25 protein-coding genes and 3 tRNA genes are annotated in these 22152 nt (G+C 30.8%); 5 read left to right on the top strand and 23 right to left on the bottom strand.

Features of this window, described 5'->3' with window-relative positions:
- Nucleotides 1-3: 3 nt before the first annotated feature.
- From nuoG to AC5SLY_RS02360, 14 genes are all read right to left on the bottom strand, one after another.
- The gene (gene nuoG / locus AC5SLY_RS02425; protein WP_494599035.1) at nucleotides 4-2043 is read right to left on the bottom strand and encodes an NADH-quinone oxidoreductase subunit NuoG; all 2040 of its coding nucleotides are present in this window, start codon (nucleotides 2041-2043) and stop codon (nucleotides 4-6) included.
- A complete protein-coding gene (nuoF, locus tag AC5SLY_RS02420; RefSeq protein WP_494599034.1) occupies nucleotides 2036-3367 on the bottom strand; it encodes an NADH-quinone oxidoreductase subunit NuoF in 1332 nt (443 codons plus the stop codon). The genes nuoG and nuoF overlap by 8 nt, the downstream gene beginning before the upstream one ends.
- Complete coding sequence (nuoE, locus tag AC5SLY_RS02415; RefSeq protein WP_494599033.1) at nucleotides 3360-3968, bottom strand: NADH-quinone oxidoreductase subunit NuoE; 609 nt, start codon at nucleotides 3966-3968, stop codon at nucleotides 3360-3362. Before nuoE ends, nuoF begins: the two co-directional genes overlap by 8 nt.
- Nucleotides 3968-5143: an NADH-quinone oxidoreductase subunit D gene (locus AC5SLY_RS02410; RefSeq protein ID WP_006997033.1), complete on the bottom strand. Its 1176-nt coding sequence runs from the start codon at nucleotides 5141-5143 to the stop codon at nucleotides 3968-3970. The genes nuoE and AC5SLY_RS02410 overlap by 1 nt, the downstream gene beginning before the upstream one ends.
- Nucleotides 5127-5735 carry an NADH-quinone oxidoreductase subunit C gene (locus tag AC5SLY_RS02405; RefSeq protein ID WP_006997034.1) on the bottom strand — a complete coding sequence of 203 codons (609 nt, stop codon included), beginning with the start codon at nucleotides 5733-5735 and terminating at the stop codon, nucleotides 5127-5129. The genes AC5SLY_RS02410 and AC5SLY_RS02405 overlap by 17 nt, the downstream gene beginning before the upstream one ends.
- Nucleotides 5736-5740: 5 nt before the next feature.
- Nucleotides 5741-6262: a NuoB/complex I 20 kDa subunit family protein gene (locus AC5SLY_RS02400; protein ID WP_006997035.1), complete on the bottom strand. Its 522-nt coding sequence runs from the start codon at nucleotides 6260-6262 to the stop codon at nucleotides 5741-5743.
- Nucleotides 6263-6273: 11 nt separating this feature from the next.
- Nucleotides 6274-6642, bottom strand: a complete 369-nt coding sequence (locus AC5SLY_RS02395) for an NADH-quinone oxidoreductase subunit A (RefSeq protein WP_006997036.1) — start codon at nucleotides 6640-6642, stop codon at nucleotides 6274-6276.
- A gap of 88 nt (nucleotides 6643-6730) precedes the next feature.
- Nucleotides 6731-6807 (bottom strand) — tRNA-Asp (locus AC5SLY_RS02390).
- A gap of 13 nt (nucleotides 6808-6820) precedes the next feature.
- Nucleotides 6821-6896 (bottom strand) — tRNA-Val (locus AC5SLY_RS02385).
- 49 nt (nucleotides 6897-6945) lie between these two features.
- On the bottom strand, nucleotides 6946-9330 hold the full coding sequence (lon, locus tag AC5SLY_RS02380) for an endopeptidase La (protein ID WP_011282012.1): 2385 nt from the start codon (nucleotides 9328-9330) through the stop codon (nucleotides 6946-6948).
- Nucleotides 9331-9389: 59 nt separating this feature from the next.
- Nucleotides 9390-10658: an ATP-dependent Clp protease ATP-binding subunit ClpX gene (gene clpX / locus AC5SLY_RS02375; RefSeq protein WP_011282011.1), complete on the bottom strand. Its 1269-nt coding sequence runs from the start codon at nucleotides 10656-10658 to the stop codon at nucleotides 9390-9392.
- Nucleotides 10659-10749: 91 nt separating this feature from the next.
- Nucleotides 10750-11361: an ATP-dependent Clp endopeptidase proteolytic subunit ClpP gene (gene clpP, locus AC5SLY_RS02370; RefSeq protein ID WP_006997039.1), complete on the bottom strand. Its 612-nt coding sequence runs from the start codon at nucleotides 11359-11361 to the stop codon at nucleotides 10750-10752.
- Nucleotides 11362-11392: 31 nt separating this feature from the next.
- Entirely contained in the window at nucleotides 11393-12826 is a 1434-nt protein-coding gene (gene tig, locus AC5SLY_RS02365) for a trigger factor (RefSeq protein ID WP_011282010.1), read from the bottom strand.
- A gap of 16 nt (nucleotides 12827-12842) precedes the next feature.
- Nucleotides 12843-12927: transfer RNA gene (locus AC5SLY_RS02360), tRNA-Leu, on the bottom strand.
- A 100-nt stretch (nucleotides 12928-13027) separates the two neighbouring features.
- On the opposite strand from AC5SLY_RS02360, the gene AC5SLY_RS02355 reads away from it, so the two are divergent.
- The 3 genes from AC5SLY_RS02355 to AC5SLY_RS02345 are packed head-to-tail and all read left to right on the top strand — an operon-like array spanning nucleotide 13028 to nucleotide 13863.
- Nucleotides 13028-13279, top strand: a complete 252-nt coding sequence (locus AC5SLY_RS02355; protein WP_020169339.1) for a DUF1289 domain-containing protein — start codon at nucleotides 13028-13030, stop codon at nucleotides 13277-13279.
- Complete coding sequence (locus tag AC5SLY_RS02350) at nucleotides 13272-13442, top strand: hypothetical protein (RefSeq protein WP_006997042.1); 171 nt, start codon at nucleotides 13272-13274, stop codon at nucleotides 13440-13442. The genes AC5SLY_RS02355 and AC5SLY_RS02350 overlap by 8 nt, the downstream gene beginning before the upstream one ends.
- Nucleotides 13429-13863: a hypothetical protein gene (locus AC5SLY_RS02345; protein WP_018414053.1), complete on the top strand. Its 435-nt coding sequence runs from the start codon at nucleotides 13429-13431 to the stop codon at nucleotides 13861-13863. Before AC5SLY_RS02350 ends, AC5SLY_RS02345 begins: the two co-directional genes overlap by 14 nt.
- Here the strand turns inward: AC5SLY_RS02345 and AC5SLY_RS02340 are convergent.
- Together AC5SLY_RS02340 and AC5SLY_RS02335 are read right to left on the bottom strand one after the other, a co-directional pair.
- A complete protein-coding gene (locus AC5SLY_RS02340; protein ID WP_018414052.1) occupies nucleotides 13860-13997 on the bottom strand; it encodes a hypothetical protein in 138 nt (45 codons plus the stop codon). The genes AC5SLY_RS02345 and AC5SLY_RS02340 overlap by 4 nt on opposite strands.
- A gap of 18 nt (nucleotides 13998-14015) precedes the next feature.
- The gene (locus tag AC5SLY_RS02335) at nucleotides 14016-14567 is read right to left on the bottom strand and encodes a histidine phosphatase family protein (protein WP_494599032.1); all 552 of its coding nucleotides are present in this window, start codon (nucleotides 14565-14567) and stop codon (nucleotides 14016-14018) included.
- 2 nt (nucleotides 14568-14569) lie between these two features.
- Here AC5SLY_RS02335 and AC5SLY_RS02330 point away from each other — a divergent pair, with 2 nt between their 5' ends.
- On the top strand, nucleotides 14570-15244 hold the full coding sequence (locus tag AC5SLY_RS02330; protein WP_006997045.1) for a uracil-DNA glycosylase: 675 nt from the start codon (nucleotides 14570-14572) through the stop codon (nucleotides 15242-15244).
- Here AC5SLY_RS02330 and AC5SLY_RS02325 read toward each other — a convergent pair.
- Nucleotides 15237-15662, bottom strand: a complete 426-nt coding sequence (locus AC5SLY_RS02325) for a YbgC/FadM family acyl-CoA thioesterase (protein ID WP_006997046.1) — start codon at nucleotides 15660-15662, stop codon at nucleotides 15237-15239. The two genes, AC5SLY_RS02330 and AC5SLY_RS02325, sit on opposite strands and share 8 nt — an antisense overlap.
- A 57-nt stretch (nucleotides 15663-15719) precedes the next feature.
- On the opposite strand from AC5SLY_RS02325, the gene AC5SLY_RS02320 reads away from it, so the two are divergent.
- Nucleotides 15720-15857: a hypothetical protein gene (locus AC5SLY_RS02320; protein ID WP_018414048.1), complete on the top strand. Its 138-nt coding sequence runs from the start codon at nucleotides 15720-15722 to the stop codon at nucleotides 15855-15857.
- A gap of 2 nt (nucleotides 15858-15859) precedes the next feature.
- Here the strand turns inward: AC5SLY_RS02320 and AC5SLY_RS02315 are convergent, their stop codons facing one another.
- From AC5SLY_RS02315 to AC5SLY_RS02290, 6 genes are all read right to left on the bottom strand, one after another.
- On the bottom strand, nucleotides 15860-16501 hold the full coding sequence (locus AC5SLY_RS02315) for a DUF3047 domain-containing protein (protein WP_494599031.1): 642 nt from the start codon (nucleotides 16499-16501) through the stop codon (nucleotides 15860-15862).
- A gap of 201 nt (nucleotides 16502-16702) precedes the next feature.
- Nucleotides 16703-17449, bottom strand: coding sequence for an SDR family NAD(P)-dependent oxidoreductase (locus AC5SLY_RS02310; RefSeq protein ID WP_494577518.1), 747 nt, complete (start codon nucleotides 17447-17449; stop codon nucleotides 16703-16705).
- 4 nt (nucleotides 17450-17453) lie between these two features.
- On the bottom strand, nucleotides 17454-18911 hold the full coding sequence (locus AC5SLY_RS02305; RefSeq protein WP_494599030.1) for a cytosine permease: 1458 nt from the start codon (nucleotides 18909-18911) through the stop codon (nucleotides 17454-17456).
- 25 nt (nucleotides 18912-18936) lie between these two features.
- The gene (locus AC5SLY_RS02300) at nucleotides 18937-20271 is read right to left on the bottom strand and encodes a TRAP transporter large permease (protein WP_018414043.1); all 1335 of its coding nucleotides are present in this window, start codon (nucleotides 20269-20271) and stop codon (nucleotides 18937-18939) included.
- The gene (locus AC5SLY_RS02295; protein ID WP_034391601.1) at nucleotides 20271-20918 is read right to left on the bottom strand and encodes a TRAP transporter small permease subunit; all 648 of its coding nucleotides are present in this window, start codon (nucleotides 20916-20918) and stop codon (nucleotides 20271-20273) included. The genes AC5SLY_RS02300 and AC5SLY_RS02295 overlap by 1 nt, the downstream gene beginning before the upstream one ends.
- A gap of 69 nt (nucleotides 20919-20987) precedes the next feature.
- Nucleotides 20988-22082 carry a TRAP transporter substrate-binding protein gene (locus AC5SLY_RS02290; protein WP_018414041.1) on the bottom strand — a complete coding sequence of 365 codons (1095 nt, stop codon included), beginning with the start codon at nucleotides 22080-22082 and terminating at the stop codon, nucleotides 20988-20990.
- Between the last annotated feature and the right edge of the window lie 70 nt (nucleotides 22083-22152).

The following is a 22152-nucleotide window of genomic DNA, read 5'->3' as shown; positions in this document are numbered from 1 at the left end:
AAATTAACCTTCTGTTCCTGTAGACTTTAAATCTGCTTTTAAATGTCTACACTCAGACATAGTTTTTGAAGCTCTAGCAATTACATTTGAATAATAATAATCATTATCTATTTTAATCAATTCATTTTCAAAAATTAATTCCTTAACTTTTGATGAAGTTAAAGAGTTATTTTTTTCAATATGTAGATTTATCTGATTAATTAAACTGCTATCCAGCTCATCTTTATCATTAAATAATTTTCTATGATTCATGGACTCTGCAAGTTCATTTATTATTACCCAATCATCTTTTGCAAGTTCTGGTGGATAAGATGCTTTGTAGGCTTTTTGTAATTTACCTTCTAAATTTGTAAAATAACCATTTTGTTCTGTATAAGCAGCCCCTGGCAAAATAATGTCTGCTATTTCCGCTCCTTTGTCTCCATGAGAGCCTTGATAAATAATAAACTCATTTTTTTTTTCAAAATTAATAGTGTCTAGACCTAGAAGATAAACAATTTCAAACTTGTGATCTTCCAAGTCTTTCAAAACTTCATTGTCACCATCAGTTGTTTTATATACCCCAAGATCAAACGCACCTACCGTGGATGCATTTTCAGAAATTATATTTAAAGCATTCCAATCATTGGAAAGTTTATTATTTTCACCTAAAAATTGCTTGATTGATTCAAAAATATATTTAGATGATTTACTTTTTAGTGCAGATTGACCCATTATAATCATAGGTTTCTTTGCTTGTTTAATTAAATCAGATACCTCATGTTTACCTTCGATAATTTTTTTAACAGTTTCAGTGTTTCCATCTAAAGACTGGTAAGGGTATGTAAGGTCACCTACTTCATTTAGCGAAATAATTTTAGTTTTGTTTTGAAGATAGGATTTTCTAATTCGGGCATTTAAAATAGTTGCTTCAAATCTAGGGTTTGTCCCTAAAAGGAAAATAAAATCAGCTTCTTCAATTCCATTAATTGATGAGTTGAATAAATAATTTTCTCGCTTTTCTGTATTTAAATAACTGTAATTATCTCTAGACTCTATATTTTGAGAACCTAATGTTTTATTAAAAAATTCTTTAAATATATAAAGTGTTTCCATATTGACTAAATCACCAGTTAACCCACAGATTTTTTCTTTATCAGTGTTTTTAAACTTAGATTTAATTATATTAAAAACTTCAGACCATGATGCTTTTTCAAATTTTCCATTATACTTAATATAAGGTGTATCTAGTCTTTGATTTGATAAACCATCGCAAGCATGTCTTGTTTTGTCAGAAATCCATTCCTCGTTAATGTCTTCGTTTATTCTTGGTAAAATTCTCTTAACTTCCCAGCCATAGGTATCAACTCTTATATTAGAGCCAATAGCATCCATAACATCAATAGATTCGGTCTTTTTTAATTCCCAAGGTCTTGCTTCAAAAACATATGGTTTAGATGTTAAAGCTCCAACAGGACACAAATCAACAACATTAGCAGATAATTCTGATTGCATTGATTGCTCAAGGTAAGTAGTTATTTGCATATCTTCACCACGTCCTATTGCTCCTATTTCTGGTACACCAGCAATTTCTGTTGCAAACCTAACACATCTAGTACAATGGATACACCTAGTCATTTGAGTTTTAATTAAAGGACCCATATTTTTTTCAGGAACTTGTCTTTTATTTTCTTTAAATCTAGATTTATCTACCCCATAAAACATTGATTGATCTTGAAGATCACATTCGCCACCTTGATCACATACAGGACAATCTAATGGGTGATTTGCAAGTAAAAATTCCATCACACCTTTTCTTGCTTTTTCAACAAATTCAGTATTCGTTTTAATATTCATACCTTCAGCAGCAGGCATCGCACATGAAGCAACTGGTTTTGGAGATTTTTCCATTTCAACTAGGCACATTCTACAATTTCCAGCAATTGAAAGTTTTTCGTGATAACAAAATCTTGGAATTTCAACTCCAGCTTTTTCACAAGCTTGTAAGACTGTTAAGCCATCTTCAACTTCAACTTCAATATTGTTAACTTTTAATTTAGGCATTTTTTTTATCCAATAAATGTTGATCGACTAAATAAGGAACTTCATTATTTTTTTTTATTGTTGGTTCAAAATTGTTTCGTTCCTCAATTTCTTTTCTAAAATGTCTTAACAAACCCTGGACAGGCCATGAAGATCCCTCACCAAAAGCACAAATAGTATGACCAGCAATTTGATTTGTAACATCACCAAGCATTTCTACTTCATCTTTTGACGCTTCTCCCTTAGCCATTCTTTCTAACATTCTCCACATCCATCCAGAACCTTCTCTACATGGTGTGCACTGTCCACAACTTTCATGTTTATAAAATCTAGCAATTCTTGCCATACATTTAATAATATCCTGATCATTATTTATAACGACAATACCTGCGGTTCCTAAACCACTTTTCTCAGCAACAAGTGAATCAAAATCCATTGTTAAAGTTTCACATGTTTTTTTTGGTATGATAGGCATAGAAGATCCACCTGGTATTACTGCTTGTAGATTATCCCATCCACCAATTACTCCGCCAGCATGTACTTCTATTAACTCTTTAAGAGATATACTCATTTCCTCTTCAACGTTACATGGTTTATTAACATTTCCAGATATACAAAATATTTTAGTTCCTGTATTTTTCGCTTTTCCTAATGACGCAAACCATTTACCACCTTTTCTCAAAATCGTCGGAACAACAGCTATAGTTTCCACGTTATTAATTATTGTTGGACATCCGTATAATCCTATTAAAGCTGGAAAAGGAGGTTTTAATCTTGGCTGACCTTTTTTACCTTCGATGCTTTCTAGGAGTGCTGTTTCTTCACCACATATATAAGCGCCTGCTCCATAATGAATATAAATATCTAAGTCCCAGCCAGTACCAGAGGCATTTTTTCCTATAAGTTTTTTTTCATAAGCTTCATCGATTGCTTTTTGAAGTTTTTGTCCATCAATAAAATATTCGCCGCGTATATAAATATAGCAAACATGGGCCTGAACTGCGTAAGCAGCAATCAAACATCCTTCTATTAATTTGTGAGGTTCAAACCTTAAAATATCACGATCCTTACATGTGCCAGGTTCAGATTCATCACCATTTATAACTAGATAGTGAGGTCTAGAACCAAGTTCTTTTGGAGCAAAAGACCATTTAAGACCCGTAGGAAATCCAGCACCACCTCTTCCTCTTAATTCCGATGATTTAACTTCTTCTATAATCCATTCTCTACCTTTTTTTATTATTTCAGCAGTATCTACCCAGTCGCCTCTATTTTTTGAAGACTCAACATCTAAACCTTTATCATTATATAGGTTTTGAAATATTCTATCTTTATCGTTAAGCATTTTTTAAATCCAAAAGTGTTTTTCTGTTATTTTCAGGTTCATTATTAACTCTTCCTCTATAAGATCCTGGCTTTGGCGTCTTACCGTCAAGTATCTCATCTAAAATTTTTAAAGTTTTTTCTTTATCTAGGTCTTCATAATAGTCATCATTAATTTGCATCATTGGGGCATTAACGCATGCACCCAAACATTCAACTTCCATCCATGAGCATGATTTATCAGTGGATAATTCATTTTCATTTTCTGAAATTTTTTCTTTGCATGCTTCAACAAGTTTATAAGCTCCTCTGATCATGCATGGTGTAGTTGTGCAAACTTGAATAAAGTGTTTTCCAACTGGTGATAGGTTATACATTGTATAAAAAGTGGCCACCTCATAAACTTTTATATAAGGCATATCTAAAAACTTTCCGATATATTTCATTGCTGCAAGTGGTATCCAGTTATCATTTTGTTTTTGAACGATATATAGTAATGCCATTACAGCGCTTTGTTGTTTTCCTTCTGGATATTTGGAAATCATTTCTTTTGCTGCAGCTAGACTATCTGCTGTGAATTCAAATTTTTCTGGTTGTTCTTTTGCAGGTTTTCTTAAACTCATTATCTATCAACCTCTCCAAAAACAATATCTAACGAACCTAAAACAGCAGGTACATCAGCAAGCATATGACCTTTAATCAAATAATCCATTGCTTGTAGGTGAGAAAAGCCAGGAGCTCTAATTTTACATTTGTAAGGTTTGCTGGTTCCATCAGATATTAAATAAACACCAAATTCACCCTTTGGTGCTTCAACAGCAGTATAAATTTCATCTTTGTCAACACGATAACCTTCAGTGAATAATTTAAAGTGATGAATTAAAGCTTCCATTGATTGTTTAATATCTTTTTTAGGTGGAGGACTAATTTTTCCATCTAATGATTTAATTGGTCCTTTTTCCATTTTACTTAAACATTGTTTGATTATTGAAACACTTTCTCTCATTTCTTCAATTCTACATAAATATCTATCAAAACAGTCTCCATTTTTTCCTACTGGAATTTTAAATTCTAGTTGTTCATAACAGTCATAAGGTTGAGATTTTCTTAGATCCCAAGGAACTCCAGAGCCTCTAATCATAACACCGCTAAAAGAATAATCTAACGCATCTTCCTTGGTTACAATTCCTATATCAACATTTCGCTGTTTAAATATTCTGTTGTCAGTCAATAATGTTTCTAGATCATCTATTATCTTCGGGAACGACTCACAAAAATTACCTATATCCTCTTCAAGACCCATCGGTAAATCTTGATGAACACCACCGGCCCTGAAGTAATTGGCATGTAGTCTTGAACCAGATGCTCTTTCATAAAATGTCATTAATGTTTCACGTTCTTCAAAACCCCATAGTGATGGAGTTAAAGCGCCTACATCAAGAGCTTGAGTTGTAACATTTAATATATGACTTAATATTCTTCCAATTTCACAAAACATTACTCTGATTAATTGGGCTCTAATTGGAACATTTATCTTTAAAATTTTTTCTATAGCTAAAGCAAAAGCATGTTCCTGATTCATTGGAGCAACATAATCAAGTCTGTCAAAATAAGGGACTGCTTGCATATACGTTTTATTTTCTATTAACTTTTCTGTTCCCCGGTGTAGAAGACCAATATGTGGATCAGCTTTTTCAACAACTTCTCCATCTAATTCTAAAATTAATCTTAATACACCATGCGCTGCAGGGTGCTGTGGTCCAAAATTTAGATTTAATGTTTTAATTTTTTTTGTCATTTTCTAGGTCAGTTTGATCTTTAATATATTTTGTTCCTTCCCAAGGGCTTTCGTAATCAAAATTTCTATAATTTTGCTCTAACTTAACTGGTTCACTAATAACTTTCTTTTGATCTTCGCTATATCTAACTTCAGTATGACCAGTTAGAGGGAAATCTTTTCTTAAGGGGTGTCCTTCAAAGCCATAATCAGTAAGTATTCTTCTCATATCTGGATGGTCTTTAAACTTAACTCCATACATATCAAAAACTTCTCTCTCCATCCAATTTGCTGCAGGATAAATGGGTGTTAATGATGGAATAACTTCATTTTCACTTATTAGGTAACTTAATATAATTCTTTGATTAAATTCATGACTTAAAAACAAATACACAACTTTAAAACGTTGAGCATTTTCAGGGTAATCAACAACTGTAATATCAATTAACTGTCTAAATTTTGTATTCTCGTTACTTTTAATAAATAACGTTACATCTATCAAATCTTCATTATCAATATTAATATATAACTGTTCATGTCTAATCTCAGTTTTTTTAATTTTAGTTGTAAGTTCCGAGTTAATTTTTTTTTCAAGATCAATTAAATTTTGCATATAAATTATCTTTCAAAAGATCCTTTGTTTCTAATTTTTTTTTGTAATTGCAAGATTCCATAAAGTAATGCTTCAGCTGATGGAGGACATCCTGGCACATAAATATCCACAGGTACTATCTTATCACAACCACGGACTACAGAATAAGAGTAGTGATAATAACCACCACCATTTGCACAACTACCCATCGAAATAACATATCTCGGTTCAGGCATTTGATCATAAACTTTTCTTAATGCCGGTGCCATTTTATTAGTTAAAGTTCCAGCTACAATCATAACATCAGATTGTCTTGGTGACCCCCTTGGTGCAGCACCAAATCTTTCTAAATCATATCTTGGCATTGCTGTTTGCATCATCTCAACAGCACAGCAAGCTAAACCAAAAGTCATCCAGTGTAATGAACCAGCTCTTGACCAGTTTATTAAATTATCAAGTGAAGTTGTGATAAAACCATTTTTACTAAAGTCTTCAGCAAGTTTTTTAAATTCTTCAGGAATTTCTTTATTTTTATTTTCTAAGTTCATAATCTAAAATTTTATTCCCAGTCTAGTGCACCTTTTTTCCATTCATAAATAAATCCAACCGTAAGAATGAATAAAAATATCATCATTGAAGTAAAGCCAAGACCTCCAATATTACCCAATGATATTGCCCAAGGAAAAAGGAAAGCTATCTCTAAATCAAAGATTATAAATAGAATTGCCACTAAATAAAACCTTACATCAAATTCCATTCTTGAATCTTCAAAGGGTTCAAAACCACATTCATACGCAGATAATTTTTCTGGATCTGGATGTTTTGGTGATAATATTAAGTTTACAACAACAAAAGCACAACTCAGACCAAGTGCAATAATCAAAAATATAATAATTGGTAAGTAATCTTTTAAAAATTCTGAAAGCATTTGAGTCTATATAGCAGTTTTTACCTCTTGTTGAAGGGTACTTACGTCACATTTTTAATAATATAAATGTTAATTAATAGGGAAAAAGTGGCGGGAGTGAAGGGACTCGAACCCTCGACCTATCGCGTGACAGGCGATCGCTCTAACCAACTGAGCTACACCCCCACTTTAGTTGTTTTGGTGGGCAGTAAAGGACTCGAACCTTTGACCCCCTCGGTGTAAACGAGATGCTCTACCAACTGAGCTAACCGCCCAAAACAAGCGCTACTATTACATCAAGGAATAGATAATGTAAATTGGTAATTATTGAATACTGGCTTGAGATTTATCATTAGATTGAGAAATTTTCTCAACCTCGACCCACTCAACTCTTTTTAATTCTTTTGTTAAAGCTATTTTTAATACTTCGTCAGCTTGCTCAACAGGAGTAATTTTTATATCATCAATAATTTTCTTAGGCATATCAACAAGATCTTTTTCATTTTCCTTCGGAATTATAACTTGTTTTATCCCAGCTCTGTGTGCTGCTAATAGTTTTTCTTTTAATCCACCAATTGGTAATACTTGACCTGTTAATGTTACCTCGCCTGTCATTGCAACATCTCTTCTGACGGGGTTATTTGTGATTGCAGAAACTATTGAAGTGACCATACCAATACCTGCTGAGGGTCCATCTTTAGGAGTAGCTCCTTCTGGAACATGAATATGAAAATCCTTTTTTTCAAATAAAGGAGGAATGATTCCATAATCTAAACTCTTTGATCTAATAAAAGATTTTGCAGCTTTGATAGATTCTTGCATAACCTCACCTAATTTTCCTGTAATTTGCATTCTGCCTTTTCCTGGCATTATAACAGTTTCAATTTTAAGAATTTCCCCACCGTATTCAGTCCAAGCTAAACCAGTAACAACACCGATTTTATCTTTACTTTCAAGTTCACCAAATTTAAATTTTTGAATTCCTAAATAGTCTGGTAAATTTTTTAAATCAATTTTAACTTCTTTCTCTTCTCCAGAAACTACTTTCTTAACAACTTTTCTGGCTACTTTTGAAATTTCTCTTTCTAGGTTTCTTACACCAGACTCTTTTGTATAGCTTTGGATAATTTCTTTAATTATATCCTCAGATAAAGTCATTTCATTTTCTTTAACTCCATTATCTTTAACCTGTTTGGGTAGTAGATACTTATTTGCAATACTAATTTTTTCATCTTCTGTATAACCAGCTAATCTAATGACTTCCATTCTATCTAATAACGGTGGTAAAATATTCAAAGTATTAGCTGTAGTAACAAACATGACATCAGATAAATCATAATCAACTTCTAGATAATGATCATTAAATGTTGTGTTTTGTTCTGGATCTAATGCTTCTAACAAAGCAGAAGATGGATCTCCTCTATAATCATTTCCAATTTTATCTATTTCATCAAGAAGAATAAGTGGATTTTTTGTACCTGCTTTTTTCATCATTTGAATAATTTTACCAGGTAAAGAGCCTATATAAGTTCTTCTGTGTCCTCTTATTTCCGCTTCATCTCTCATACCACCAACAGAAACTCTTACAAATTCTCTGTTAGTAGCTTTTGCAATTGATTTTCCTAATGATGTTTTACCAACACCTGGAGGACCAACTAAACATAAAATTGGACCTTTAATTTTTTCCATTCTTTTTTGGACTGCTAAAAATTCAATAATTCTTTCTTTAACTTTTTCTAAACCAAAATGATCTGCATCAAGAACTGCAAGTGCTTTTTTTAGATCAATATCAACTTGGCTTTTTTTATACCAAGGTAGATCTGTCATCCAATCAAGATAATTTCTGATAACAGTAGCCTCAGCAGACATTGGGCTCATATTTTTTAATTTTTTAAGCTCAGCCATGCATTTCTTCTCAACATCTTTTGGCATTTTTGCTTTAATAATTAATTTATTCAAACTTGAAGTTTCATCTTTTCCATCTTCAATTTCACCTAATTCCTTTTGAATAGCTTTAAGTTGTTCATTTAAATAATATTCTCTTTGAGTTTTCTCCATTTGAGTTTTAACTCTTCCTCTAATTCTTTTTTCTACTCCAATAATACTCGTTTCATTCTCCATTATTTTAATTATAGAATTCAGTCTTTTCTTAACATCTATAGTTTCAAATATTTGTTGCTTCTCTGAAATTGTAGCTGTTAGGTGAGATGCGATATTATCAGCGATGTGTGATGCATTAGTTAATTTTTTAATATTATTAATTGTTTCACTTGATACTTTTTTATTAATTGAAGTTAGTTTTTCTAATCTTCTTACAGCAGTCATTGCTAGTGGTATTAAGTCTTCATCTTTAGTCACTACATCATGGTGATGAGCATATTCACAAATAATAAATTTCTCATTATCTTTAAAATCTAAAATTTTTACTCTTTTACTTCCTTCTACTAAAACTTTTACTGTACCGTCTGGTAATTTTAATAACTGAAGAATATTACCTTCACAACCATACATGAAAACATCAGTTTTTTTGGGGTCATCTATTTCTGAATTTTTTTGAGTAACTAGAACAATTTTTTTGTCCTTTTTCATAACTTCATTTAAAGCGGCAATAGATTTATCTCTGCCAACAAATAATGGGACTACCATATTTGGAAATACAACAATATCTCTTAACGGTAATAAAGGTCGTTCAATTTTTACATCCATCATCTAAATATGGATATTAAATATGATATTGCAATAGCTATTTATTACTTATTAACGTGAAATTAGGCAGCAGAAGTTTTGTCAGTCTTTGTTTTGCTACTATTTTTTGAATGAACTATGATTGGTTGAGATAGTCCTTTGGCCGCACTAGCGTCTACAATAACTTCCTCCACATTGTCTTGACTTGGAAGATCGTACATTGTTTTTAATAAAATATTTTCTAAGATTGATCTAAGGCCTCTAGCCCCAGTTTTCTTATTAATTGCTTTTTGTGCAATCTCTTTTATCGCATTTTCTTTAAAACTTAACTTAGCTCCATCTAATTTAAATAATTCTTGGTATTGTTTAATTAGTGAGTTTTTTGGTTCTTGTAGTATTTTAACTAGAGATTTTTCATCAAGATCTTCTAATGTAGCTATCATTGGAAGTCTTCCAATAAATTCTGGGATTAAGCCATACTTTAACAAATCTTCAGGTTCTAAAGTTTTCATCCACTCACCTGTTTTTTTATCATCTGTTTTTTTTACATTTGCACCAAATCCTATTGATGTACCCTTATCTCTTTGAGATATTATTTTATCTAAGCCAGCGAATGCTCCACCACAAATAAACAAAATATTTGTAGTGTCTACTTGTAAAAATTCTTGTTGTGGATGCTTTCTGCCACCTTGAGGTGGAACGCTTGCCACTGTCCCTTCCATAATTTTTAATAGAGCTTGTTGTACACCTTCTCCAGACACGTCTCTAGTTATAGAAGGGTTTTCTGACTTTCTGCTAATCTTATCAACTTCATCGATGTATACAATTCCACGTTGTGCTTTTTCAACGTTGTAATCAGCAGCTTGTAATAATTTTAAAATTATATTTTCAACATCTTCACCAACATAACCTGCTTCTGTTAAAGTGGTTGCATCTGCCATTGTGAAAGGAACATCAAGGATTCTTGCTAGAGTTTGAGCTAATAAAGTTTTTCCACAACCAGTTGGACCAACTAAAAGAATATTTGATTTTGAAAGTTCAACTGTTTTGCTAGTTTTAGTCTCGTAATTAAGTCTCTTATAATGATTATGAACAGCAACTGATAAAACTTTTTTTGCGTGAGGCTGCCCAATAACATAATCATCTAATACAGCACAAATTTCTTTAGGCGGTGGTAACCCATCATGATGTTTAACAAACGTGTCTTTACTTTCTTCTTTGATGATATCCATGCATAGTTCAACGCATTCATCACATATAAATACAGTTGGACCTGCAATAAGTTTTCTAACTTCATGTTGGCTCTTTCCACAAAAAGAACAGTAAAGAATATTTTTATTATTTGTTGTCATATAATTTATAAACGAATCAGTAAAGTTACTTTAATATAGAAGACTCATACTAATCAAGTATCAGTTTAAAGGGGTGTCAAGATGTTGTGTATTAAGATCTATTTTCAACTACTTCATCTATCAAACCAAACTCTTTTGCTGTATCTGGAGTCATAAAGTTATCACGTTCTAGTGCTTTCTTCACATCATCAACAGATTTTCCAGTATGTTTTGAATAAATCTCATTAAGTCTTTTTTTCAAGGCTAAAACTTCGTTAGCATGAATTTCAATATCTGTAGCTTGTCCTTGAAAACCAGCAGAAGGTTGGTGAACCATAATTCTAGAATTTGGCAAAGAAAATCTTTTACCTTTTTTACCTGCAGCTAATAAAAATGAACCCATTGATGCAGCTTGACCAATACATAATGTTGAAACATCTGGTTTAATGTATTGCATAGTATCATAAATTCCAAGACCTGCTGTCACTAGTCCTCCAGGACTATTGATATATAAATTGATTTCTTTTTTTGGATCCTCAGACTCTAAAAACAAAAGTTGAGCTGTAACTAAAGATGCTACGTTATCATTTATTGGTCCTACCAAAAAAATAATTCTCTCTTTGAGAAGTCTTGAATAAATATCATAAGCTCTCTCACCTTTATTTGATTGTTCAACAACCATAGGTACAAGAGTATTCATTTGATCTAATAAATTTGTTGTCATAAGTTGATTCTCTTACTTATACAACTTGTGATTACTTTTTACTAACTTTTTTTGTTGAAGGTTTTTTAGATGCTGAGGGTTTTGGTTTTTTTTCAATTTTAGTAGATTTTGAAGCTTTTTTTTCCTCAGGATGATCGTGGTCATGATTGTGGTCATGTTCATGATTATGATCTTGTTTTTGATGTTCCTTTAAAATTTTTTCTGCTTCTTCTTTGCTAATTTCTTTTTTAGATGGTTTTGCTTTAGTTTTAATTAAATCGATAATTTTTTCTTCATACACGGTTCCTCTTAAGCTAGCTAATGCTGATGGATTTTTTTGATAAAATTCCATAACCATCTTTTCTTGGCCAGGCATCATTCTAAGTTGTTTTTGAACTTCAGCTTGAACTTCTTGTTCGGTTACTTTGATTTTATTTTGTTCACCGAATTCATTTAAGATCAACCCAACTTTAATTCTTTTTTTAGCGATTTCCTCAAAATTTTTTCTACTTTTTTTAGAATCTTCTTCAGTCATACCTTGAGATAAAATCTTAACTTCTTCTTCAATTAAGTTTTCTGGAATTTCATCTACTTTAAAATTTTCAATTTCTTTTAAGATTTGAGTTTTTGCCAATTTATCTAGAGAATTTTTATATTCATCATTAATTTGTTTACTAACTAATACTTTTAAATCAGCAAGATCTTTTGCACCTAAGTTTTTAGCAAAAACATCATCTATTTTTACTTCCTCTGATTTTTTTACTTCTGTAATTTTACAAATAAAATTAGCTTTCTTATTTGCGTATTCTTTTTGTGGATAATTTTCAGGCAGAGTAACGTCAACAGATTTTTCATCATTTTTTTTAACGCCGATAAGCTGCTTATCAAAGCCTTTAATAAATAAGTCCTTACCTAGAATTAATTGAGTATTTTTTCCTTCACCACCAGTAAAATCTTTTCCATCAATCGTTGCTTTGTAGTCAAAAATAACTAAATTTTCCTCTACTGCTCTAACATCTGCTGCAACTTCTTTAAAATTGTTCTGACTTTTGGCAATTTCTTTAATTCTTTTATCTGTTTCATTTGTGTCAATTTTAACTGAATATTCATCAAATTTAATATTTTCAACAGACTTTAACTCTACTTTTGGAAGTTCTGTTATCGACATTACATATTCTAAATCCTTATCTTCACCATAGGTTTTAAGATCAAGCTTTGGTTGTCCGGCTGGCTTAATTTTATTATCTTCTAAAGCTTTAACTGATGTGTCTTTTAGAACTTTATCTAGAACTTCACTAAAAATTGCTTGGCCAAATTGTCTTTTTAAAACTTCTTTAGGCACCTTCCCAGGTCTAAAACCTTTTAAGTTAACAGTCTTTTTAATTTCTTCATATTTTTCATCCATATAAGAATTCATAGTTTCTTTATCTATGAAAACTTTAATGTCTTTGTTTAAACCTTTTTTATTTTCTACTGTAACTTTCATAATTTTTTAAACTTGTTGGTAGGCGAAAAAGGACTCGAACCTTCACATCTTTCAATACTGGTTCCTAAGACCAGCGCGTCTACCAATTCCGCCATTCGCCCACAATTCTTGTGGCTTTATATAGGATAGTTTCTATTTGTCCAATGACAATAATAATGAAATATATTAATAATCAATTATATTTACTAGTAATTTAAAAAAATGATTATTTCTCCATGTATAAGTATATGTAAAACAGATCCTCAAACAGGATATTGTTATGGATGTGCAAGAAATAATGAGGAAAAAAAAATGTGGAAAATGCAAGAAACTACAGAAGAATGGAAAAAATCAAACTTAACAATCATTCAAACACGTCTGAGTGGCTGGCAATTAGAGAGTTTTAAAGAATCTTATGGTCATAAAATTGAAAATGGAATTTCACTTTATAAAAAGAATTTAAATAATGAGTAAATCTACTTTAGCTATATTAATTTATGTTGCAGGGTTAATCTTTGGAGCATTGGTTTTAAATATATGGAGTGCAGAAACTGGACCCAAAGCTTTTATAGGGATAATTTGGACAGCAATTTTATTAATTGCACTTTTTTACGCTGATAAACATGAAAAAAAGTAAAAAAATAATTTTTTTTGGTATCTTTTCAGTCTTATTAGTAAGCTTCCAGACATTTGCTTTATCTGAAATTATGTATTTAACAGGCTGTAAGAATTTAAAAGATGGTTTTATTAAAAATGAATATATTTTAGATTTAGAAAAGTCTTTAATGAAGAGAAATTATATTTATGACAGTAAAACTTTTAAAAAATATAAATCTACTGATCTTAGTGTTAAACAAGAAAATTTAATTGAAAGATTTATCTATGAAGATGAGAACTTAATACTAACAGACAAAATTGGTTACCCACAATTTTATACCCAACTAGTCTTTGAAAAAAATAAACCATTAATAAAAATCAAAACAGTCATAAATGGAGAGCAAGGTATCTCAAAAATTTCAACATGTGATAAAGTGGAAGTTTTCGTAAAAGAAAGTTAAGATTTTTTACTTTTCTTATTTACTTTACTTGTAAAATTTATTTTTTTTGAACCAAATCTACTATTAGTTATATTGCTTCTATGTTTAGCATAAGCCTGTTTTTGAGCTAACTTCATGGCTTTTTTAGATGACATTTTATTAGTTTATATTTTTTAAAAATTTTGTCGAGCAAGAACATCAAAATTTTTATCTGAAATGATTATCTCTCCAGAAGAAGGTGAAATGTTTAGTACTTCTTGAATTGTTACATAATGTGTAACTAACACTAAATTGTTATCACCGTTCCATTCGTTAATATATTTTTTTAAATCATAAATTTGTTTATTTTTATTACTTGCAAATTTTGCACTGAAAAATGAATTTAAAAAACTTTTTGTTTCATATTTATCAAAAGCATGTTGAGCTGTTTGTTTGCATCTACACCACTCACTTGATAACACCTTATCAATTTTAATATTATTTTCTGAAAAAAACTTCCTAATGTTTTTAGATTGTTCAATACCCTCTATACTTAAATTTCGTTGAGTTTCACATTTTAATATATCAAAATCTAACGGATCACCTCCACCTGGTGCAATTGCATGTCTTATAAATATTAATTTTTTACCTTCTTTTAACAAACTTTGTATTTCATCATTTGAATTTGCTTTTACTGAAATATTGAAAGATAAAAGTATTAATAAAAAAAATTTTATAAATTTCATATATGAGTATAAAATTCAAAAAATTAAATAATTCAATAGTTAAATGTAAAAGTTGTCCTAGGTTAATTGCATTTAGTAAAAAAATTTCTATAGAAAAAAGAAAACAAAATATGAAAGATACTTATTGGGCTAAACCAGTTACGGGATTTGGTGATATTAAAGCTAAATTATTAATTGTAGGTCTGGCGCCTGCAGCTCACGGAGGTACTAGGACAGGCAGAGCGTTCACTGGAGATAAATCTGGAGATTTTCTATTTAACTGTTTATTTAAAGCTAACATATCGAATATATCAACTTCTAAGCATATTGATGATGGTTTAAAATTAAATAAAACCTATATTACAAATATTCTTAAATGTGTCCCTCCAGAAGATAAACCTTTAAAAAATGAATTATCCAACTGTTCAACATTTTTTAAAAATGAATTGACCTTATTAAAAAATTTAAAAGTTATTATAGCATTAGGCAAAGTTTCATTTGATAATTGTATAGAATTTTATAAAAAAAATTATCATTTTGATAAAAAATTAATCTTCATTCACGGTGTAAAATATTTATTACCTGATAATAAAATTCTAATTCCTAGTTATCACCCTAGTCCAAGAAATGTTAATAGAAAAATAATTAATACACAAAAAATGGTAAGCTTGTTAAAGAAGGCTAAGAAAATTATTTAATTTTTATACTATCGCAAAAATAAGGTTTAAAAACTTTAAAAATGTCCTCTGGAACTTTTATAGGTTTTCCATTTTTATCTACAAAAACTAAATGTACTTTTGCCTCAACAATTAATTCGTCATCTCTAGAAATAAATTGTGACATAAAAAAAGAAGTCTTTGTAATAGATTTAACAAAGGATCTAATTTTTAACTCATCTTCAAGATAGGAGGGTTTTTTGTACTCAATGTTACAAGATTTAACAACAATTAAAGCTCCATAATCTTCTTTAATTTTTTTATTATTAAATCCGATTGTAAACAATGCTTCTGTTCTTGCTCTTTCAAGAAACCTCAAATAGTTCGCATAATAAACAACACCACCAGCATCAGTGTCTTCATAATAAACCTTTATATTGTGAAAAAAATTTTCGTGCATGAATTTATACTATCAAAAATAAATATTTTTAGCATCAAACTAAGATATAATATAACAATGAAAGTTTATATTATTTGGCTTTTAGGTGTAATTGCTTGGAATTATTTGGTCCCTAATGCTGCACCCATTGAAGATGTAATTGTTGCAGTACTTTTATCTTTTTTAAGTATTGGTCTTAAAAAAATATTTAAATAATCTTATTCAGCTGAAAAATAAATATCTTGATAATAAGAGATAGCTTTTAATTTCGAATTATCAGTGTCAGTCATTATAGCTATACCTGAAATTTCTGTAACATCAATTTCATGAAGTTTCTTAAAATCTTTTTGCACATTTGCTTTAACAGTAACCCATGTATTTTTGTTATTTTTTGTAGTTGAGAGAACATAATCAATAGATTTTTTTGTATATGGACTTGGCCAATATTTTCCAACATCATTATTACTTGAAAAAACATAATTAATTGCCCTGTTAGATAATGGTGTAGAACCTGTTTTTTTTATAACAAAAACTCTAGCAGCATAATCGTGCCCTTTTTTACTATTTTCAATAATTCCAGATAAATCTTTCTCAACTTTCCATGTAATATTAATAATAGGAGTTTTATTAAGATCAATGCTAATTTCTTTTCCCAAGCCTGACCCAACACCTTCAGCCTCTGCTCTTATAAAGTTACCATTTTCGTTAGACCCAACAGCCCAGCTGGTCTCTCCTTTAACTTTTTTAACTTTTAATGTATTTAACTCATCGTTAGTAAAATCGAAAACGTAAACATTTTCAGCTAACAAAGGTTTTGTTATTAAAAATAAATATCCTAATAATATTAAAAAAAATTTCATCAGTATGGGGGTATATCTAAATTAAATTTTAAAACAATATTTGAACACACTTTAATCATTAAATTATCAATATTGGATACTATATAAATAGAATGAAATTAATTTCTATATTTGTTTTATTAATATATTGGTCCATAATTCTACTGGCACCAGTTATTTCTAAAGAAAGTAAGTCTCTTAATATTGATTCTAAAGTGCTAGTTAGTAAGTAGAACGACCACCACTAATATCAAAAACAGCAGCTGTTGAAAATGAGTTTTCTTCTGAAGCTAGCCAGCAAATTAATGAGGTAAACTCTTCTATCTCTAAAAATCTACCTCTAGGAACCTTAGAAAGCATTCTGGCAACATGTTCTTTTGACATTTGATCAAGAATTCTTGTTTTTGCACCAGCTGGGGTAACAGCGTTTACAGCTATATTTTTATCAGCCAGTTCTTTACCTAATGATTTAGTTAAACCAATAGCTCCTGCTTTAGCTGAACTGTAGGCACTAGCATTAGCGTTACCATCCTTACCAGCTACAGATGCAACATTGATGATTCTACCATAATTATTTTTAATCATATTGGGCACAACACACTTGCAACAATTAAAAGTCCCCATTAAATTTATTTGTACTATTTTATTCCACTCATCAACATCATAATCCCATAGAGAGGATGTCGAACCTGTAATACCAGCATTATTAATTAAAATATCAATGTTAGTAGATTTTGTTATTTCATCTACAGTTTCTTTAACATTTTTATAATTGGAAACATCAACAACTTTATAAGACAGATTTGGGTTGTTTAGTTCCTTAGTAGCTTTTTTAAGTTCATTTTCATCTATATCCCAAATAATAGTTTTAACACCTGAGCTTAAAAATCTTTTTGCTATATCAAGACCAAAACCTTGAGCTCCACCTGTGATAATTGCTGTTCTATTATTTAAATCAAACTGATGCATTGGTTTATTTACTAGCTAAAAGATAATAAGTCAAAGATGATACAAATGCTCCAATGATCCAAGAATAAGAGTGAAAACTCATTAAACTTTCATTCCAGATAGTTGAGGCTGCAAAAATAAAACCTAAAACTAAAGAGTAGATAGCTTTCAAATGCCAACCATTAGAATAAAAATACATACCCTTGTCGTCTAAAGAAAAAATCTCATTGTTATTTAAGTTAGTTTTTTTTAATAAATAATAATCAACAACCATAACACCAAATAATGGGCCAAAAAAAGAACCAAGGGTATCTACAAATGCTAATATTCCAATCTGACTTAATAATGGTAACCAAAGCATACCAACAATAAAACCAATAATCGTAATAACAATAGCAGATTTTTTTAAATCTAGAGTTTGAGGAAAAAAATTCAGTAATGAATTTTGAGCTGGAACATAATTTGCTATTAAATTTGTTGATGCAGAAGCAAAAACAATAAAAAATAAGACAATCACAGTTAACTGAGAATTGTCAATTTTACCAATGATATCTGTAGGATTTGTTAAAATTCTTTCCATGAGTTCTAAATTTTTGTTTAGAAAAATATCTGATCCAATGACTATAAAAACTGCAAAGAAAGAAAAAATTATCAAATTTAATATTAAGCTTAAGTTTCCTTTTTTTAATTCACTCTCATTTTTTACATATCTACTAAAGTCACCGTAGTTGACTATAACTACTGAAAAATAAGCAAATAAAGTTGCTGCCACAGTAATCAATGGAGCAACATTGCTACTATTTAAAATGTTTTGTATCGAAAAAATATCAAGAAATGCAGCAGAAGTAACCTTAACATCATAAAGAAAAACTGTTAAAAAAAATATAAGCATTCCTGAATAAACGGTAATCGCAGAAACTTTTATTATAAGTCTATTAAACTGATGGCTTTTACTAAATAAAAAAGCTTGTAATAAAATTGCAAAAACAAATGCTATCCAATCAATTAAATTTAAACCAAAAACAAATACTAAAAAAATATCCTGATCTAAAAGTGAATTATCAATAGAATATAAGGTTATTCTAATTAAGTAGCTAAAAAGTTTTGATAAAAAATATGTTTGAATTCCAAACATGAAAATTCCAACCAATCCTCTTAATAGAGCAAAATATTTAGCTCCTTTTATTCCAATCGAGGTTCTTAAAATTACTGGAAAAGGAAGTCCATATTTTTGAGATGGTTTACCAATTAAATTTGCAAAGAAATAAACAAATATTGAAGCAATTAAACTTCCAGTTAAAACTACAAAAACATTTAATTCATAAACTAAATAAAGTGAGGCAATTAAAGAAAAGGCAATCAAACTTTGGATATTATTTGCCCAAAAATAAAACAGATCTTTCCAATTCCAATTTTTATCATTTGGATTAACTGCAACTAATTCCCAGTTAATTAGAGTATTTTTTGATTTGATCTGATTCACTAAAACTATAATAAACTAATAAGTTCTACTGTCCATATAGATAGGTTGGTAACCATAAAGCTATTTGTGGGAAGATTATTATTAAAATCAATCCTATAATTTGAATTACCATAAATTGCATCATGCCGTAGTAAATATCTTTAAGATCCCACTCTGGAACAACACCTTTAAGAAAATATGCTGATAAGGCGACTGGTGGTGAGAGCCAGGCTGTCTGGAGATTAACTGCAACAAGTATTGCAAACCAAGTTAAATTAAAACCAAGCGCTTCTACTAAAGGCAATATGATTGGAACTATTATCATTACGATTGGTACCCATTCTAGAGGCCAACCTAAAAGAAAAATTATAACCATAATCATTGCAAGAATTAAGTATCTGTTCATCTCTAGACCAAGTAAAAATTCTGTAAGAAGCATGGGTGTTCCAAGTCTTGAAAATACAGCTCCAAAGAAGTTAGATGCAGCAACTAAAACCATAATTAATGCTGCTATTTCTAATGTTTTAACAAGAGAGTCTTGTAATTTTTTGAAAGTTAATTTTCTATAAGCTAAAGCTAAAAGTAAAGATCCCATAGCTCCACACCCTGCAGCCTCTGTTGGTGTTGCAAATCCAAACAAGATACTTCCAAGAGCAGCAAACACTAATGCTGCAGGTGGAACTAATCCTAAGAAAAATTCAACCCAAACTTCTTTCATACTTGTTGCTCTTAATTCTTTTGGTAATACGGGTCCTAAACTTGGATCTATCCAACATCTAATTGTTGTGTATGCCGCATAAAGAGTTGCAAGCAATACACCTGGTATTATTGCTGCAGCGAACAAATCTGTTACAGGAATTTCCATTATTGGACCCATCACAACAAGCATAATGCTAGGTGGGATTAAAATTCCAAGTGTACCACCAGCAGTAATAGTTCCAGCTGCTAATCTCACATTATATCCTGACTTATTCATTGATTTTGCAGCCATGATCCCAAGAATGGTAACTGATGCACCAACAATTCCGGTTGCTGCAGCAAAAACTACAGAAACGAAAAGCACAGCATAATAAAGTGAGCCTCTTACTTTAGCTAACATGAGTTGGAAAGCTGAGAATAATCTTTCCATTAATCCAGCTTGTTCCATCATAATTCCCATAAAGACAAAGAGGGGAACTGCAGCAAGTGTTTGCTCTGTCATGACCATAGAAAACTGCAAGGTCATTAAATAGAATACTAATTTACCAAATCCCAAATAACCAAATACGAAACCTAAGAAAATTAAGGTAAATGAAATTGGAAAACCTACAAAAATTGAAAAAAGCATTACTCCTATAAGAATAAATCCTAATAAAGCAGGATCCATAAATTCAGCTAACATTATTTCTCCTCTCCAGGCCACTTACCTTTAGTAGCTGCCCAATAACTTTTAAATAATTCCGATATCCCTTGAACAATCAAAAGAATAATTCCGACAAACAAACAAGCTTTAATTGGCCACATATAAGGCATCCATGCTGTGTCCATACCCTTTTCACCTCTCATGATAGACTCTTGAAGAAAGCCAGTTGACATGTAAAGAAATACACTTAGTCCTGGAAAATAAAATATTAGGTAAAGCCAAAAATCTATTCTTCCTTGGTTTTTGGTTTTAAAATTTCTGTATAAAAAGTCTGCTCTAATATGAACACCTTTTGAAAGCGCATAACCAGCTCCCAACATAAATAAGGCTCCATACATAAATCTACTCATGTCATAAGCCCACATAGTGGGTGCATTGAAAAGTTTTCTGGCTAAAACTTCATAAACCATTGCAAATATTAACGGTATAGTAATCCAGCAAACTGTGTTGCCAACCCATTTATTAAATAAATCAATTTTTGTAATTGCTAATGCCATCCACTTAGGCATATTTCTTGGCATTTTACCTGAGCCACCTCTTCTTTCAGCAATCATTTCATCTGAAATGTCTAGTTTCATAGGCTTTATAGATTTAAGAGGTTTTTTAGATTTGTGGTTTCTTGGCATAAATATTTAAAAAAAAACTAAAGCGGATCGTAAAATCCGCTCTAGTTATATTTATTTTTTATCTAAATACTACTTTAAAGTAGCTGCGTGAGCCATTCCTAGCTTAGCATTAGACATTTGAGATCCAGACCAGAAAGGAACTGCAATATCAGCAAACGCTTTTTGAGAGTCCCAAACTTCTTTAAAGAATTTGTTCTCATTAGCATTTTTTTCTAGACTTGCTTTTGCAGCAGCCATATATGCTGGGAAATAATCTGCTGGAGTGTCATGTAAAATCACACCGTGTTTTCCAGTCAACTCAGCAAGAGCTTTTCCGTTTTCATATATTCTGTAACTCATAGATTTTGATAGAGATGCATTCGCAGCAACTTCTAAAGCTTTTTTTTCTAAAGCAGACATCTTTTTATACTTAGATCCTGTAATGTAGAAATCAGCATTTACTACTACTTGGTGAAGACCTTGTAGATAGTAATGTTTTAGAACTTTCTGGAAACCGAATGTCATGTCTGGCTTAGGACAACACCATTCAGCAGCATCAATTGTTCCTGCTTCAAGTGCTGGTAAAATATCTCCACCACCCATTGCAACAGAAGCTACACCAATGTCTTTATAAGTTTGGCCAGGAATTCCCGGAGGAGTTCTGAACTTGTACTTTCTAAAGTCGGCCATGCTATTAATTGGCTCTTTGAACCAACCTAAAGCTTCAGGTCCTACTGGTTGTAACATAAATCCTTTGATGTCTCTTCCCATCTCAGACCATAGTTGGTCGTAAAGTTCTTTACCACCACCATATTGGAACCAAGATAAAAAAGCGATGTTATCGATACCAACACCTGCACCTGCTACTGGCGAACCAAATAACATAGCTGCTGGGTGATCGCCTGACCAATAGTGAGTCCAAGCAAAACCACAATCAATTAATCCTTTATCAACTGCATCTAAAGTTTCTTTTACACCCACTACAGATCCAGCTGGCATAATTTCGAACTTAAGCGATCCACCAGTTAATTCTGTTACTGTATCAGTGAAGTCTTTCAACATTACCACTTCATCAGCTTTTGAACTAATTACTGTTTGACACTTAAGAGTTTGTGCAGATGCACCCGTTACTGTCATTACAGTAAGTAGAAGCGATCCAACAAACAAAGATATGATTTTTTTCATATTTATATTTCCTCTTGTTGTGTTTTTTTATAAAAAAACTACCTTTTCAAAAATAAAAAAATAAAACAAG

It is taken from the genome of Candidatus Pelagibacter sp. PS_23, assembly GCF_059417905.1.
The sequence above is the reverse complement of the archived record's forward strand: the minus strand, read 5'-3'. Positions and strand labels throughout refer to the sequence as shown.